The organism is Clostridium algifaecis (genome assembly GCF_017874415.1).
Lineage (GTDB): Bacteria > Bacillota > Clostridia > Clostridiales > Clostridiaceae > Clostridium_B > Clostridium_B algifaecis.
This window is the reverse complement of record NZ_JAGGLM010000009.1, coordinates 60,729-77,859: the sequence shown is the minus strand read 5'-3', so window position 1 is coordinate 77,859 and position 17,131 is coordinate 60,729. Positions and strand designations below refer to the sequence as shown.

The following is a 17,131-nucleotide window of genomic DNA, read 5'->3' as shown; positions in this document are numbered from 1 at the left end:
TACAGTTAACATAGGTCAAATAGCACATAGATTATTATACAACAAATGTTTTTATACTGTCAACATATTGAATTTAGACCTCTAGCCCGGTGGCCAATTAAGTGATCTGCCACCCAATAAGTGAAAATGTACATGTGGAACTGTCTGTCCCCCATTTTCCCCGGTATTTGAAACAATTCTATATCCAGTATCTGCTATACCTAATTTTTTAGTGATTTCTTTTGCCACCATAAACACATGAGCAATAACCTTTGAATCTTCTTCTGTGAGATCATTAATGCTGCTTATATGCTTTTTAGGAATTATAAGAACATGAACTGGTGCTCCAGGATTTATATCTTTAAAACTCAAAACTAAATCATCTTCATATATCTTTTCTGATGGTATTTCACCTTTTATTATTTTACAAAAAACACAATCTTCCATATATTCACCCCCTTATTTGTTATAAGCTTATGCATAATATCTAGGGATTAATTTTCCTAAATCCACATGGCTTAAATTACTCAATATGTACAGGAATCAATAAATTTACTGCTTAAATATATAATACATTGATTTGCTGACATTAATTATAATATTCAATATTAATAACAAATATCCTTCTAAATTCTATGAAAACTTTTTTAAAATTTTCTATATAATTTGCCTTCTGCATATCCATCTTTAGCTGTTAAAATCTCAGTTTTAAATATTTTACCCTGTAAATTTTTTTGAGATCTTGTAACAACTTTTATATAGTTCGATGTATAGCCCTCATATCTATCATCTTCATTATTAAACTTCTGTTCATATAATACATTCATATTATTTCCCAAAAACTTATTTATAAACTGTTTTTCCAGAATTTTATCTAAGTCTATGAGCTTTGAACTCCTGTATTCCTTTATTTTTCCATCTATTTGATCTTTCATAGCTGCAGCTTTAGTACCATCTCTTTTACTGTACTTAAATATATGCATCTTCGAAAGTTTAATTCTCTTCAAAAATTCATAAGTATCATTAAATTCCTCATCTGTTTCACCAGGAAATCCCACTATAACATCCGTAGTTATGGCTACATTTTTTATATTCTCCCTAAGCTCCTTCAAAATATTTTCATACTGAGCAGTTGTGTATCTTCTATTCATTCTTTTAAGTGTCTTATCACACCCACTTTGAAGTGAGAGATGAAAATGCGGACATAATTTTTTAAGATGGCTTATCTTCTCTATAGTCTCTGTTGTAAAAAATTGTGGATCTATTGAGCCTATTCTAATCCTGTTTACTCCATCTATATTGTCTACTTCCTGCAAAATCCTCAAAAGATTCCAGTTACCGTCTAAGTCACTTCCATACGAGGCTATATGTATACCTGATAATATTATTTCCTGAAACTTATTTTTCGCTAATTTTTTTACTTCTTCTATGACCTTATTTGGATCTTTGCTGCAAACTGCCCCCCTTGCAAAGGGTATAAGACAATACGAGCAAAATCTGTTGCAGCCATCCTGTATTTTTAGGAAAGCCCTTGTTCTATGCTGATATTCATCAATATTTAAATTTTCAAAAACATTATCTTTTAGAACTTTATTCACTTCTACAATTTTCTTTTTTTCAGCTGCAGCCCTATTGACCCAGTAAACTATATCTCCCTTATTTCTGGTACCCAAAACAACATCTACACCTTCAATATTTGAAACCTTATCCGGTGAAATCTGTGAATAACAGCCTACTACTGCAATAATCGAATTTTCATTTTTCCTTCTTGCCCTGTGAATCATCTGTCTGGATTTTTTATCTCCCATATTCGTAACAGTACACGTATTTATAACATATACATCCGCTGTGCTATCAAAATCTACATTCTCATAGCCTTCTTTTATAAATTTTTCTACCATTGCTTCTGTTTCATATTGGTTGACCCTGCAGCCTAAAGTTGAAGTTCCTACAGTTTTTTTTCTATTGTATCTATTAAAAAATTCAGTTTCATTCAAAGTCAAATCTGCTCTATTTTCATAACTATTCAATTAATTTAGACCTCCTAAATCACCAAATTCATACATAAGCAACGATATAGCTACAAAACCAGCCGTCTCAGTCCTAAGTATTCTTGGACCAAGTGTAACTATATTTGCTCCAAGATCCTTAAGACAGGTGATTTCTTCTTCTGAAAAACCACCTTCAGATCCTATTATAATTGCAATTTTCTTTATTTTATCTCTATCAATATATGATGATAATTTCTTTATGCCTAAGTTTTCTTCATTTTCATATGGGACCAAGATTAAATCCATATCAGGAAGTATTTTTAACATATCATCAAATTCCAGTGGACATTCTATCTCAGGTATTACACTTCTCTTACACTGCTTACACGCTTCTTTGGATATTCTTCTCCATCTATCTACTTTTTTTGATTCACCCTGTTTATTTTTTACTACGACTCTCTCTGTAAAGACAGGTATTATTTTTTTTACTCCTAATTCTGTTGCCTTTTGTACTATCAAGTCCATTTTAGATGCCTTGGGAAACCCCTGGAAAAGATATATATCCAATTTACTTTCATTATTAAGTAAAAGTTTTTCTATTATCCTAGCTTGAACCTGTTCCTTATTGACACTTTCTATTTCTGCAAGGAACTCTTCTCCTTCACAGTTGTTTATACTTATTTTATCTCCAGCTTCAAGTCTAAGTACCTTGTATATATGTTTTACATCTTCTCCAGAAATATAAGCTGTATTATTTACTATATTATCCTTTGATACAAAAAATTTGTGCATACTTTTACAACCTTTTTAATATAATTTATTTAGATTTTGCTGCTATACAAACCCATTCTCCATCTTCCTGTATATCTTCTATATTAAATTTGCATTCCTCAAGCTTGTTGACTACATCCTGTTTTCTTTCCTTTAGTATTCCAGAAGATATAAATACACCATCTGGATTTAAAAATTTCTTAATTTGTTCTGAAAGTGGTATTATAATATCTGCAATTATATTTGCGACTATAATGTCTGCTTTTCCTGAAATTACATCCATAAGGTCACCGTGAAGTATCTCTATATCCTTTATATCATTATATTTTATATTTTCTTTAGCTGATTTTACAGCTACAGGATCTAAATCTACACCAATAACATTCTTTGCATTTAGCTTTTTAGCTGTTATGGAAAGTATACCTGATCCTGTTCCTATGTCAAAAACAACTGAATTATTATCAACATACTTTTCAAGCATCCTTATACACATTCTCGTAGTTTCATGTGTACCTGTTCCAAAAGCCATTCCGGGATCCATTTTTACTATTATTTCGCCTGGATTTTTAGTGTATTCTTCCCATATAGGAACTATTACTATTTTATCGCCTACCTTAGTAGGTTTATAATATTTCTTCCAATTGTTCTCCCAATCTTCTTCATTTACTTTGGATACTTTAACTTCTCCTCTGCCTTTATCTATGCCAAAATTCGGCAAATCGTCTATAGCCTTTTTTATATAATCTAAATTATCATTAAATTTCTCGTCATATTTATAATATGCAGTAATTAAAGTATAATCCTTAACTTTTAAAAGATTATTGTCAAAATAGTCCCAATCTCCAGGATGTTTCTTCTTAAATTCAATATCTTCTGGATCCTCGATTGCCACACCTTGAACACCTGTATTATATAATATTCCTGAAATAGCTTCTACAGCCTCACTTGTTGTAGCAATGGAAATCTCTATCCAATCCTTATCCATGATACACCACTTTCTAAATTTTAATTATTTACCTTTTACATTAAAGTTTTTTCTTAACTTTATCAAAAAAAGATTCTTTTCCATTTTCAGTGCCTATATTTTCTCCGCTTGCTTCCATAAACTTGTATAATGCTTCTTTTTGCTTTTGATTCAAACTTCTAGGTACATCAACTATTACATTTACATATTGATCTCCTCTGCCATGTCCATTTACTCTAGTTACACCTTTTCCTCTAAGTCTGAACACCGTACCCGACTGTGTGCCCTGAGGAACTTCATATTTAACTTCACCATCTATAGTTGGAACCTTAAGAGAAGTACCAATTGCTGCCTTTCCAAAGCTTATATGTTTATCTATATATATGTCAAATCCTTCTCTTTTAAACTTTGAACTAGGAGTAACTCTTACATTTACATAAAGATCTCCTGCCGGTCCACCATTCGATCCTGCTTCTCCCTGACCTCTCATAGGAATAACATTACCTGTATCAACTCCAGCTGGAATATTCAATTTTATCTTTCTGTGCTTTCTTACTGTTCCTTTTCCCTTGCAATGTGGACATGGATTTGTTATTATAGTTCCTTTCCCACCGCATTTAGGACATGTACTTGTACTTACAAAACTTCCAAGAGGTGTATTTTTCTGAACTCTAATTTGTCCGGTTCCGCCGCATTTATCACAAGTATGTGGTTTGCTTCCAGATTTTGCTCCTGTTCCATTACAATGTTCACATTTCTCATCTCTACTTAAATTTATTTCTTTTTTTGTGCCAAAAACAGCTTCTTCAAAAGTTAAATTCAAAGTATACTCAAGATCTGCTCCTTTTCTCGGTGCATTTCTACGCCTGCTGCTTCCCCCTTGAGAAAATCCACCTCCAAAAAATGAATCAAATATATCTCCAAAACCACCTAAATCAGAAAAATCAAATCCACCAAAGCCTGCTCCTCCCTGAGCTCCTGCTCCACTAAAGTCCGCTGTACCAAATTGGTCGTATTGAGCTTTTTTCTGCGGATCTGAAAGAACCTGATAAGCTTCATTTATTTCCTTAAATTTTTCTTCGGCCTCTTTATTGCCTTGGTTTCTATCCGGGTGGTATTTTAAAGCCAATTTTCTAAATGCTTTTTTTATTTCATCATCACTTGCACCTTTTTGAAGTCCAAGTACTTCATAATAATCTTTGTTTGCCATTTTTTATATTTCACCACCTAATAAATTTAGTGCACATTATTTACTCTGTACTTAAATTAAGGGAAGAGCATCAACTCATCCCTTAACCATTATTATTATACACATTTATTTTATAATCGTGAAGAGCAAATATTATTTATTATCCTTATCGTCATCAACCTTATAATCGGCATCAACTACATTGTCATCTTTTTTTCCTGCATCTCCTGCTCCACCTGGATTTGATCCTGCATCTGCTCCTGGATTTGCTCCAGCTCCAGGATTTTGTCCTGCTTGAGCATTTTGACCATAAATTTTAGATGAAACTGCATAGAAAGCTTGAGTTAAATCTTCAGTAGCCTTCTTTATAGCATCCAAATCTTCTCCATCCTTAATTTTCTTTAAAGCTTCTATCTTGTCTTCAATAGATTTTTTATCCTCTGGTGATACCTTATCTCCAAGATCCTTTAATGTCTTTTCTGTCTGGTATACAGATTGATCTGCATTATTCTTAACCTCTATTGATTCTTTTCTCTTCTTATCCTGTTCTGCAAATTTTTCTGCATCTTTAACAGCCTTATCTATTTCATCATCGCTTAAATTAGTTGAAGCTGTAATTGTTATGTTTGCTTCTTTTCCAGTTCCTTTATCCTTAGCAGATACATTTACTATTCCATTTGCATCTATATCAAATGTAACTTCTATCTGTGGAATTCCTCTTGGAGCTGGTGCTATACCTGAAAGAGTAAATCTTCCAAGAGTCTTATTGTCAGCAGCCATCTGTCTTTCACCTTGAACTACGTTAATTTCAACAGAAGTCTGACCATCTGCTGCTGTCGAGAATACCTGACTCTTCTTAGTTGGTACTGTAGTATTTCTATTAATAAGAGGTGTCGCAACTCCACCCAAAGTTTCAATTCCAAGAGTAAGTGGTGTAACATCAAGAAGTAATACATCTTTTACATCTCCAGTTAATACACCTGCCTGAATTGCAGCTCCTACAGCTACACATTCATCCGGATTAACTCCTTTTGATGGATCCTTTCCTGTAAAGTTTTTAACTGCTTCCTGAACTGCTGGTATTCTTGTAGATCCACCAACCAATATAATTTTATTTATATCATTTATTGAAAGTCCTGCATCATTTAATGCCTTTCTCATAGGTTCTATAGTTCTTTCAACCAAATCCTGAGTTAATTCATTAAATTTAGCTCTAGTCAAATCCATATTTATGTGTTTTGGGCCTGTTTGATCAGCTGTAATAAATGGTAAATTAATATTTGTCTGTGTTGATGATGAAAGCTCAATTTTTGCTTTTTCTGCTGCTTCCTTTAATCTCTGAAGACACATTTTATCATTTCTTAAATCTATACCATTCTCAGCTTTAAAAGTATCTGCTATATAGTCTATTACCTTCTGGTCGAAATCATCTCCACCTAGATGAGTATCTCCATTTGTAGCTTTAACTTCAAATACTCCATCTCCAAGTTCAAGTATGGATACATCAAAAGTACCACCACCTAAATCATATACGAAAATTTTCTGATTTGTATCAGTTTTATCCAATCCATATGCAAGAGATGCTGCTGTTGGTTCATTTATTATTCTACGTACATTTAGTCCAGCAATTTTACCTGCATCCTTAGTTGCCTGTCTCTGACTATCATTAAAATATGCTGGTACTGTTATAACTGCTTCAGTTACAGTATCGCCTAAATAAGCCTCTGCATCTGCTTTTATTTTTTGAAGTATCATTGCTGATATTTCCTGTGGTGTATAATCTTTTCCATCTATATTTACTTTATGGTTTGTTCCCATTTGTCTCTTTATTGACATTATTGTTTTATCAGGATTTGTTATTGCCTGCCTTTTTGCCACCTGTCCTACTAGTCTCTCTCCATCTTTCTGGAATGAAACTACTGATGGAGTTGTTCTTGAACCCTCTGAATTTGCTATAACTGTAGGGTCTCCACCTTCCATAACTGCACAGCAGGAATTTGTTGTTCCTAAATCAATACCTATTATTTTTGCCATTTCAATTACCTCCTAATTTAACTAACTTCAAATTTCATTTATATATTTATATTTAGAATTAATTTGCAACTTTAACCATACTAGGTCTTATAACCTTATCTTCTCTCTTGTATCCCTTCTGGAATACTTCAACTATAGAATTTTCTTCATAACTCTCATCCTCAATATGCATAACTGCACTATGAATATGAGGATCAAATTGTCCATCTGTAGGAATTTCTTCTACATTTAACTTCTTAAAGGCATCATTAAATTGTTTCATTGTCATATCTATGCCTTGTTTCAAGTCATCCATATTTCCCTCTACTGAAATAGCTCTTTCCAGATTATCCAGCACTGGGAGCATTTGCTTTAATATATCCTCGCAAGCTTCTGTATATATCTTTTCCTTTTCTTTTGCAGTCCTCTTTCTGAAATTATCATATTCTGCTGTCACCCTTGCCAGTCTATCTTTTAAAGCTTCAAGCTCATTTTTAGCTTTCTTATTTTCATTTTTTAATTTTTCATTTTCACTACTAATATTTTTAATCAGTTCATCTTTTTTCAATTCTTGCTCATTATTTTTGCTGCTATCTTTATTATCATCTTTATCTTCTTGAACATCTGTATCATCTAAAGTTTCTTCTTCATTATCCTCTAAATCTTTTTTTAAATCATCATTTTCATTTATGTTGTTCTTACAATCTTCTTTCTTTTTAAACATCCGATTGTTTCCCTCCAATCTAGTATTTTATGTTAAATACAACTATATCTAAAATTAATCATCATTAAAATACGTATTAGTTAAAATATAATTTAATTCTCTAACTACATTCGATAATACAGATATAACTTTAGAATATGGTATTCTCGTAGGTCCTATAACCCCTATTTTTCCTATAGGTCTATCACCCAAGCTATAAACTGCAGATATAACACTGCAATCTTTAGCACCCTCTATATAATTTTCATTTCCAATTTTTATGGAAATATTTGAAGGATCATCTAAAAGTTCATTTACCTCTTCTTTATTTTCAAGCATAGACAAAAATTCTCTAGCCTTCTCAATATCCTTGTATTCTGGATAATTAAATATATTTACAGTACCCTGCATATATATATCTGATTTATTTTCACTTTTTAAATTTTCATATAAAACCGGTATTATTGCATTAAATATATCTTCATATCCATACAAATCCATTTTTATATTATTTATAACTTCCAAATTTATCTGTTCACTATTTAAACCCCTCAATCTGTTACTAAGTATTGAGCTAAGTTTAATTAAAACTTTATCAGAAACATTTTTGCCAACTCTTATTATATTATTTTTTATAACTCCACTATCTGTAATAAGAACAAGCAATATATTATTATTTGATTCTATATTTATAAGTTGAAGGTGTTTTATATAGCTCTTACTAACAGATGGAGTTTTAACTATACATGTAAGCTTAGTAAGTTCTGATAAAAGCAATATTACCTGTTTTATTATCTTATCAACCTCAAAAAGTGCACCATCTAAAATTTGATTTTTTATAATGTACATCTCTTCTGAACTAAGATTAGGTATCTGCATTAGTTTATCTACATATAATCTGTAACCTTTGTTGGAAGGTTTCCTTCCCGATGAACTATGAAGCTGTTCTAAATAGCCCATATCTTCAAGATCAGCCATTTCATTTCTTATAGTAGCAGAACTTATTCCCATATTATATTTTTTTGCTATGGTTCTGGATCCAACAGGCTCAGCTGTATTTATATAATCATTTATTATAGCCTGAAGTATTTTTATCTTTCTTTCATCCATTTCCATATTATCACCTCTTTATTAGCACTCGGTAGTACTGAGTGCTAATTACTATGATTAAAAAATATCACTGATGTTTTTCTTTGTCAACTTTGCACAAACTATATTATAAAGTCAAATAATACGATATATTAAATCTAACCATATACTTATCTAATATTCTCAATTTTTCTTTTAATAGCTATATGGTTTATTTATGCCGTTAAAATAAATTCACACATAACACTATTTGAAACCTGTATACCCCTTTTACTTAAATATAATCTGTCGCCATTCTTAATCAAAGTTCCATACCTTATATGCTTATCTATCACACTCTCATATATATTATATATATCAGTATTGAATCTATTTTTAAATTCAGACATTGATATTCCTTCAATTTTTCTTAGTCCCATAAAGATGAATTCTTCCATGTCATCCTTCACAGAATTTCTATGAAAGTCAAATTTCAAAAAATCATTTTTAGCTGATTCTTGTATATACTGTTCTATGTCCTTACATTTTCTATACCTACATCCATTTAAGTATGAATGGGCACTCACACCACATCCAATATATGGCTGTAAATTCCAGTATACCAAATTATGTTTGCATGACATCCCTTTTTTTGAAAAATTAGATATCTCATATTGTTTATATCCATTTTCACCTAAAAAATCTACTGCAAAATCATACATTTCCCTTTCTTCATCTTCTTCCGGAAGATTAAGTTCACCTTTTTCATACATATCATAAAAAGGAGTGCCTTCCTCTACTATAAGACTATAGCAGGATATATGTTCTGGATTCAGGTATATTACATTTTTCAATGTGTCTTTCCATTCTGAAATATTTTGACCGGGAAGTCCAAACATTAAATCTATATTTATATTTGAGAATTGTAATTTTCTTGCCAGTTTATATGATTTCAAGAATTCATATAATGTGTGTATTCTTCCCAGCCGTTTTAATATATCATCCTGCCATGCCTGAAGCCCGATGCTTAATCTATTGACACCAATTCCTTTTAGGAATTTCAATTTTTCTTCTGTAAAAGTACCTGGATTTCCTTCAACTGTAAATTCTATATTTTTTCCTAAATTAAGATCTGATAAAGCCTTACTTATATTTTGCCATGCCTTTAAAGATAAATATGTAGGTGTACCGCCACCTATAAATATAGTTTTTATCTCTGTATCACCTATACTTCTTATATCTCTCGCTAGAGCAATTGAATATCCCTCCATAAGATTTTCCATACAACTGAAAGATGGAAAATCACAATAAAGGCACTTACTCTTACAAAATGGTATGTGTATATATAACGCTGCAGGTAATTTCATAAAAACACCAGCCTAATCATCAGTTTTTAAAATAGCCATAAAGGCTTCCTGTGGTATTTCTACCGCTCCAACCTGTCTCATTCTCTTTTTACCCTCTTTTTGCTTTTCAAGTAATTTCTTTTTTCTCGATATATCTCCTCCATAGCATTTTGCAAGTACATCTTTTCTCATAGCTTTAACTGTCTCTCTTGCTATAATTTTGCCTCCTACAGCAGCTTGAATAGGTATTTCAAATAGCTGCCTTGGAATTATATCCTTTAATTTTTCAGCTATATGTCTTCCTCTTTCGTAGGCTCTTTCCTCAGGTACAATCATAGAAAGTGCATCTACAATTTCCGAGTTCAAGAGTACATCCAACTTGACGAGTTTTGCTTCACTATAACCTTTTAATTCGTAATCAAAGGATGCATATCCTCTTGTTCTTGATTTCAGTGCATCAAAGAAATCATATATTATTTCATTTAATGGAATATCGTAATTTAAAGATACCCTAGTAGTTTCAATATACTGCATATCCTTAAATGTTCCCCTTCTACTCTGGCAAAGCTCCATAACTGCCCCTACATAATCTGAAGGAGTTATTATGGAAGCTTTTACTATAGGCTCTTCCATATAATTTATTTCTGTAAGCTGCGGCATATTAGTCGGATTAGTAAGTTCTACAACACTGCCATCAGTTTTTATTATCTTATAAACAACAGATGGTGCCGTAGTTATAATATCTAAATTAAATTCTCTCTCTATTCTCTCCTGAATTACATCCATATGCAGAAGTCCTAAAAAACCACATCTGAATCCAAATCCAAGTGCTATAGATGTTTCAGGTTCAAATGAAAGTGCTGCATCATTTACCTGTAATTTTTCAAGTGCTTCTTTAAGTTCTCCATATTTTGCTCCATCTACAGGGTATATACCACTGAATACCATAGGGACTGCCGGTCTATAACCTTCAAGTGCCTCTGTTGCCTGTCTACTGGCTTCAGTAACAGTATCTCCTACTCTGGCATCTCTTACATTTTTTATTGAAGCTGTAAAGTATCCTACATCTCCAGCCTTTAATCCATCATTTGGCATAAAGTTAGGGACAAACACGCCTGTTTCAACTACTTCATATGTTTTGTCAGTAGCCATCAATTTTATCTGCATTCCAGATTTTATTGAGCCTTCTTTTACTCTTATATGACATACAACACCCCTATAGCTATCATAATTTGAATCAAATATAAGTGCTCTAAGTGGTGCTGTTTCATCTCCATCAGGAGCTGGTACTTTTTCAACTATAGCCTCTAAAACATCATCTATATTAAGTCCTGTTTTTGCTGAAACAAGAGGCGCATTTTCAGCTTCTATTCCAATAACATCTTCTATTTCCTTTTTTACTTCATCCGGTCTTGCACTCGGAAGATCTATCTTATTTATTACAGGTACAATTTCAAGATCATGATCAAGTGCCAGGTAACAGTTTGCGAGTGTCTGAGCCTGTATACCCTGCGTAGCATCGACTACCAGTATTGCACCTTCACAAGCAGCAAGGCTTCTTGACACCTCATAATTAAAGTCTACATGTCCTGGAGTATCTATGAGATTCAAAATATATTCCTCATTTTCTGATTTTTTATATATTAACCTCACAGCTTGGGATTTTATAGTTATACCCCTCTCTCTTTCCAGTTCCATATTATCAAGTACCTGTGATTCCATTTCCCTTTCAGTAAGAGTACCGGTCTTCTCAATCAATCTATCTGCAAGTGTAGACTTGCCATGATCTATGTGAGCAACTATAGAAAAATTCCTTATATACTTTTGCCTTTCACTCTGCATATTACTTTCCCCCATATCAATAGATAATTTAAAAGATTTGCATTTTGTGCAAATCTTTTTACCTAAAACTCTATGAACAACCATAATAAATTATAACATAACACATATTTGCTGAAAAGGTCATTATCCTTTGAAAACTAATGTTTTATATTAGATTTAATTTGATTGAAAGTTCTACCTGCAGAATTAATTATACCATCTACTCCATTTTTTATATTATTCCCTACATCTTCTGTAGTTTTAATTGATTTATTCATAAAATTGTTTAGACTATCTCCACCCATATTAATTGAATAATTTTTTGTATTAATTTTAAAATCAAACGGAGAAAGGCTGCAGCTTATACTAAAATTAGATTTATCTTTAATAAACTTTGGCATGCTATTATTTACAATAATTATTCCAGTTAGAATCAAAATAAGGCAAAAGGCACTCATAAATACAGCCGCCCTTTTTTCCATAAAAAATCACCCTTCCAATAAGAATTAATTTTAAATTCCTATTATTAAGGATGACCTTTTATAGAAAATTTATTCATTTATTACTTTCTATTAAGTACTTCTGCAATAATTCTAGCTAAATATTTCATTGAGGCTTTACATTCAGTTGTGGTGTTTATATCTGCTCCAACTTCTACAAGTATTGCATTGTTGCTTTTGTCCTGATTAAAATATCTTGTACCATAATTATAATAGCACACTCCTTTGGTAAATCCAGGATATAGGTTTTCTGAGACTTGAAGTATTTTATTAGCTAATGCCATATTCTTATTAAAATGAGGATTTTTTCTCGCCATAACTAACATAAATTTTGCTACATTTTCGCCGTTCATTCTTGTAGTAATCGAACTTTTATCATCTACAGAATCCCTATGCATATCTATTATAAGTTTAAAGTCTCCATATTTTTTTAAATATTTATCAACTGTTACAGCAGATCTAGAATAACTTTGAGTATAGGCTTCCGCATCATGCACTGTTTTATCATTTATAGCAGATATACCATACTTGTTTAGCTCACTTACCAATTGGTCACCAACTGCACATACATTTTGAGTATCATCAAAATTATCTGGAGATCCTGGTTTATAACTTTCTGTAGTATGAGTATGGTATATAAAAACATCTGGTTTATTATCTAATGACTGTTTCAAACTAGAATCAAATACACTAACTTTTTTATCTGGAAGATTTAAATCATTTTGAGTATTTGATTTTGAACTATCACTGCTTTTTGAAATTTGCTTATTATCCAATTTAAACTCACTTACATTTAAATCATTACTGGAATTAGAGAAGGCCGTACCTAAAAAAGCTATTTCCCTTCCCAATATGGACATAGGATTTTTTGTATTTATCTGAAATAGTGCTAAATTTGAATTTTTTAAAGAAAAACTGTCTTCAGCCATATCTTCTTCATTAAAAGAAGTGGCCTTAACCGCTGGCATTGCAAGATTTAATATCTCTACATAAAACATATTTCCCTTAACCTTATTATTATAAGAGCTCGCTTCAACCATATAGGGTAAAATAATTACAAAAATTAAACTTATAACCAAAATACAAATTTCTAATTTAGGATTGTCTTTTCCATTAATTCTTCTGTAATTCAATGAATTCACCGCTTCTCATCTAAAAAGCAGTTCTCCCCCCTCTCATGTAAATTTCCTGGCTTATTTATCTAAATTTTTTATTTTACTAATTTATATGAGAGAAAAGATTAATTTATTACTAATCTAAAAAAGCATTTATTTCTTTCGCATTTAATTCAGGCTGGAGAGCTATATTTATTCCGGTTGATAATATTTTAGCTATTGATTCAATAATAATATCTACATCTTTAGGTGTAACCATTGTATTTTGAGAATATGGATTTAGAACCTCAAGTATTAATTTCCTCTTTTCTTCCCTATCTAAAGATTTAAGTATATTATAAAATTCTCCTCCGCTCTTTGATTTAGCTATCATTTCATTCAAAACCAAATCAATAGTATCACTTGCCATAGTAGCTGCATCTACTACCGTTGGAACACCCAGAGCTATTACAGGCACTCCAAGAGCTTTTTCACTTAATTCCATTCTTCTATTTTGAACTCCAGAACCTGGTGATATCCCTGTATCACTTATCTGTATAGTAGAATTAACTCTGTCAACCTTTCTTGAAGCCAGAGAATCTATACATATTATAATATTAGGTTTAATTTTTCCTACAATTCCACTTATAATTTCGCTTGTTTCAATTCCAGTTAAACCAAGTACACCAGGAGATATTGCACACACCGGTCTTATTCTTTCATCTATTTTATCCGGTATCAATTGTTTCAAATGTCTTGTAATCATTAATTTTGAAACAACTTTTGGTCCTAAGGAATCCGGAGTTATGTTCCAGTTGCCAAGGCCTACTACCATAGCTGTCATACTTTTGTCTATTTTTACAATTGAGTTAATTATATGTTTTAATTCTTTCCCTAATACTCTGCTTAACTCATCTCTCAACTCTCCGTTATAATGTGTAAATTCAGGTATGTCTATTGTTATATAAGAGCCTTTTGGTTTGCCCATTATTCTCTCACCAACGTCTTCAGTTATTTTTACATTGGTAACTTTTATTCCATTTATCAGATTTTCTTCTACTTTAACACCATCTATTTTTTTATTTTCATCTTCACACATCTCTTTAGCTTCTAACGCTAGATCCGTTCTTATATTTAACACAGTCATCACTCCAAAACTCAATTTAAGTATTAATTTTATTATATCTAAAAATTTACTTTAATATTCACTTGAACAACAAATATAACTTGTTCACATTTGTTACTTCTTGACAATAATTGTTTTATCAAGTACTATATGTGTAAATGCAATTTATTCGCATTTACACATGTTTAGGGAGGAAGCTCTATGTTTAATAGAAACAAAATAATTAAAGCTATAGCATCAGCCGTGGCAATTAGTTGTGCTATAGTTATTTTTGGTGGTTGTAATAATGAAACATCAAAATTAAATACTAAAAAATCTGATTCCAAAATAAAAGTAGTTGTATCATTCAATGCTATGAGAGAATTTGCTAATGCCATAGGAAAAAATAAAATTGATATTGAAACTATAATACCTGATGGCACTGAACCACACGACTTTGAACCAACTGTAAAAGATCTAAAGACTCTCAGCACTGCCAATGTATTTGTATATAGTGGCTTCGGTATGGAATCCTGGAAAGATAAAGTTATATCATCTGTAAACAACAAAAATTTAATTGTAACAGATGCTTCAAAAGGAGTAACTCCAATAAAAAATACTAATAATGATGAAATAAAGGAACATGGTGAATATGATCCACACATCTGGATTAGTTTAAAGGATGCTGAAACTCAATCTAAAAATATAAAGGATGCCTTGATTGAAGCTGATCCTTCAAATAAAGATTTTTACGAAAAAAATTACAAAGATTTTTCAAAACAGCTGGATAACTTATATAATGATTACAATAAAAGTTTCAAAACAATCAAAAATAAGAATTTTGTAACAGGTCATGCTGCTTTTGCGTATCTATGCAGAGATTTTGGTTTAAAACAAAATAGTGTAGAAGATGTTTTTGCAGAAGGTGAACCTTCTCCTAAAAAATTAGAAGGATTGGTAAACTACTGTAAGCAAAATAAAATCAAAACTATATTTGTTGAGGATATGGTAAGCCCTAAAGTATCTAATACTCTCGCAAAAGAAGTAGATGCTAAGGTAGAAAAAATATATACAATTGAAAGTAAAGAAGATAATAAAGATTATATCCAGAGCATGAAATATAACCTGCAGATGATTTATAACAGCTTGAAATAATTAAATTTGCTTTTAAAACTTATACTTGAAGAAACTTACTTTTAATGTTATAATAGCACTTGTTAAATAAACGAAACTCACTAGCGTTCCCTAAAGCTGTTGAGACCTTGGAAAATTATAAGGTGGTGAATTATATGGCAAATATTAAATCAGCAAAGAAAAGAATAAAAGTTATTCAAACTAAGACTCTTAGAAATAAAATAATAAAGTCTTCATTAAAAACTACTATAAAGAAATTCTTAACTGCTGTTGAAGCTAAAAATGTTGATGAAGCTAAAGTTACTTATATTGCTTCAGCAAGAGCTTTAGATAAAGCTGCATCAAAGGGTGTAATACATAAAAACAAAGCAACAAGAAAGAAATCCAGATTAGCAGCAAAATTAAATAGCTTAACTGCATAATAAATAAACCGGTATTAACCGGTTATTTATTTATGCAGCAGTTGTCTTTATTATTAAAAGCTCCATTTCTGTCTTCTCATTTACAGGTGAGTTCTTTATTTTCTGCTCAGTATCCAGGCAAAATCCCACAGCATTTTTAAGTTGTCTTAAAGTAAACTTCTTGCTCTGACTCAGCATAATTTTGTAAGCATAATCAGATCTAATTTTAAGTATGCTCATTATATCATTTTTATCCTTTTTAGCTTCAATTGCGATTTTCATTTTTAACATCAACATAAATTGTCTTTCAACCATATTCAAAATATAATTTATCTTTACACCCTTATATATAAGTTCATTTAATACATCGAGCGCTTCCTTTACTTTCTTGTTTGCTATAGGGTTTACAAGATCAAATATATCATCATCACTATTCTTGAAAAACAAATCTTTTATGTCTTCTTTAGTTATATCCCTTCCATAAGTATAACAACAAAGTTTTTCAACTTCATTTCTTATTACGCTAAAATTATTGTCTTCCATAAGACTGCAAAATATTCTAAGTTCAAACTTTCTTATATTTTTGTTTTTTTCAATGAATACTTTTTCAACTTCATTTTCAAGCTGCCTTCCCTTTAGTTTATCTACTCTAACCACGCATACGTCTTTATCTAATTTATGTATTCTCTTTCCCGCTTTATCTCTCTTGCTTTTAAAAATATCATACAATATCAAAATACAATGATCCGGTACCTGTTTTAAATATTTATGTATATTATTGAATTCTTTTTCACCCGATAATTTATTTTTATCATAAACATTGTCTTCTATAAAAGAAGCTCTATAGACAAGTACAACCTTCTTGTTACTCATAAAAGGAAGGGTCTGGCAGGCATTTATAACATCATCGAATTTCTCAAGTGAATTTCCATCAAATTTAACATAATTTAATTCTAAAAAATCATGCGAAATCACTTTATCAACTATTGTTTTTACGCATTCTTCAATAATTCTTTCATCTAACCCACAAAATACATAACAATTTTTCAAGT

At 31.2% G+C, this 17,131-nt stretch carries 16 protein-coding genes; 2 read left to right on the top strand and 14 right to left on the bottom strand.

What is annotated here, in order from left to right:
- Window positions 1-81: 81 nt before the first annotated feature.
- The 13 genes from J2Z42_RS08335 to gpr all read right to left on the bottom strand — a co-directional run bounded on the left by J2Z42_RS08335 (window position 82) and on the right by gpr (window position 14,580).
- A complete protein-coding gene (locus J2Z42_RS08335) occupies window positions 82-426 on the bottom strand; it encodes a histidine triad nucleotide-binding protein (protein ID WP_209702190.1) in 345 nt (114 codons plus the stop codon).
- Window positions 427-626: 200 nt separating this feature from the next.
- Window positions 627-1,976 (bottom strand): tRNA (N(6)-L-threonylcarbamoyladenosine(37)-C(2))-methylthiotransferase MtaB, encoded by a 1,350-nt coding sequence (gene mtaB, locus J2Z42_RS08330; RefSeq protein WP_281063534.1) that lies wholly within the window; start codon window positions 1,974-1,976, stop codon window positions 627-629.
- A gap of 33 nt (window positions 1,977-2,009) precedes the next feature.
- Window positions 2,010-2,762, bottom strand: a complete 753-nt coding sequence (locus J2Z42_RS08325; RefSeq protein WP_209702188.1) for a 16S rRNA (uracil(1498)-N(3))-methyltransferase — start codon at window positions 2,760-2,762, stop codon at window positions 2,010-2,012.
- Between the two features lie 25 nt (window positions 2,763-2,787).
- The gene (gene prmA, locus J2Z42_RS08320; RefSeq protein ID WP_209702187.1) at window positions 2,788-3,726 is read right to left on the bottom strand and encodes a 50S ribosomal protein L11 methyltransferase; all 939 of its coding nucleotides are present in this window, start codon (window positions 3,724-3,726) and stop codon (window positions 2,788-2,790) included.
- 40 nt (window positions 3,727-3,766) lie between these two features.
- Window positions 3,767-4,915, bottom strand: a complete 1,149-nt coding sequence (gene dnaJ, locus J2Z42_RS08315; RefSeq protein ID WP_209702186.1) for a molecular chaperone DnaJ — start codon at window positions 4,913-4,915, stop codon at window positions 3,767-3,769.
- 132 nt (window positions 4,916-5,047) lie between these two features.
- The gene (gene dnaK, locus J2Z42_RS08310; RefSeq protein ID WP_209702185.1) at window positions 5,048-6,928 is read right to left on the bottom strand and encodes a molecular chaperone DnaK; all 1,881 of its coding nucleotides are present in this window, start codon (window positions 6,926-6,928) and stop codon (window positions 5,048-5,050) included.
- Window positions 6,929-6,986: 58 nt separating this feature from the next.
- The gene (gene grpE / locus J2Z42_RS08305; protein WP_209702184.1) at window positions 6,987-7,631 is read right to left on the bottom strand and encodes a nucleotide exchange factor GrpE; all 645 of its coding nucleotides are present in this window, start codon (window positions 7,629-7,631) and stop codon (window positions 6,987-6,989) included.
- A gap of 54 nt (window positions 7,632-7,685) precedes the next feature.
- Window positions 7,686-8,726 (bottom strand): heat-inducible transcriptional repressor HrcA, encoded by a 1,041-nt coding sequence (hrcA, locus tag J2Z42_RS08300; protein WP_209702183.1) that lies wholly within the window; start codon window positions 8,724-8,726, stop codon window positions 7,686-7,688.
- Between the two features lie 188 nt (window positions 8,727-8,914).
- On the bottom strand, window positions 8,915-10,045 hold the full coding sequence (gene hemW, locus J2Z42_RS08295; protein ID WP_209702182.1) for a radical SAM family heme chaperone HemW: 1,131 nt from the start codon (window positions 10,043-10,045) through the stop codon (window positions 8,915-8,917).
- A 12-nt stretch (window positions 10,046-10,057) separates the two neighbouring features.
- Window positions 10,058-11,866 carry a translation elongation factor 4 gene (gene lepA / locus J2Z42_RS08290; protein WP_209702181.1) on the bottom strand — a complete coding sequence of 603 codons (1,809 nt, stop codon included), beginning with the start codon at window positions 11,864-11,866 and terminating at the stop codon, window positions 10,058-10,060.
- A gap of 137 nt (window positions 11,867-12,003) precedes the next feature.
- On the bottom strand, window positions 12,004-12,327 hold the full coding sequence (locus tag J2Z42_RS08285; protein WP_209702180.1) for a sporulation-related protein NgaS: 324 nt from the start codon (window positions 12,325-12,327) through the stop codon (window positions 12,004-12,006).
- Window positions 12,328-12,407: 80 nt separating this feature from the next.
- Window positions 12,408-13,478, bottom strand: a complete 1,071-nt coding sequence (locus tag J2Z42_RS08280) for a stage II sporulation protein P (protein ID WP_209702179.1) — start codon at window positions 13,476-13,478, stop codon at window positions 12,408-12,410.
- A 118-nt stretch (window positions 13,479-13,596) separates the two neighbouring features.
- Window positions 13,597-14,580 carry a GPR endopeptidase gene (gene gpr, locus J2Z42_RS08275; RefSeq protein WP_209702178.1) on the bottom strand — a complete coding sequence of 328 codons (984 nt, stop codon included), beginning with the start codon at window positions 14,578-14,580 and terminating at the stop codon, window positions 13,597-13,599.
- Between the two features lie 186 nt (window positions 14,581-14,766).
- On the opposite strand from gpr, the gene J2Z42_RS08270 reads away from it, so the two are divergent.
- Together J2Z42_RS08270 and rpsT are read left to right on the top strand one after the other, a co-directional pair.
- Window positions 14,767-15,699, top strand: coding sequence for a metal ABC transporter substrate-binding protein (locus tag J2Z42_RS08270; RefSeq protein ID WP_209702177.1), 933 nt, complete (start codon window positions 14,767-14,769; stop codon window positions 15,697-15,699).
- Window positions 15,700-15,833: 134 nt separating this feature from the next.
- Window positions 15,834-16,100 carry a 30S ribosomal protein S20 gene (rpsT, locus tag J2Z42_RS08265; protein WP_209702176.1) on the top strand — a complete coding sequence of 89 codons (267 nt, stop codon included), beginning with the start codon at window positions 15,834-15,836 and terminating at the stop codon, window positions 16,098-16,100.
- Window positions 16,101-16,130: 30 nt separating this feature from the next.
- Here the strand turns inward: rpsT and holA are convergent, their stop codons facing one another.
- Window positions 16,131-17,129: a DNA polymerase III subunit delta gene (holA, locus tag J2Z42_RS08260; RefSeq protein WP_245331547.1), complete on the bottom strand. Its 999-nt coding sequence runs from the start codon at window positions 17,127-17,129 to the stop codon at window positions 16,131-16,133.
- Window positions 17,130-17,131 lie beyond the last annotated feature (2 nt).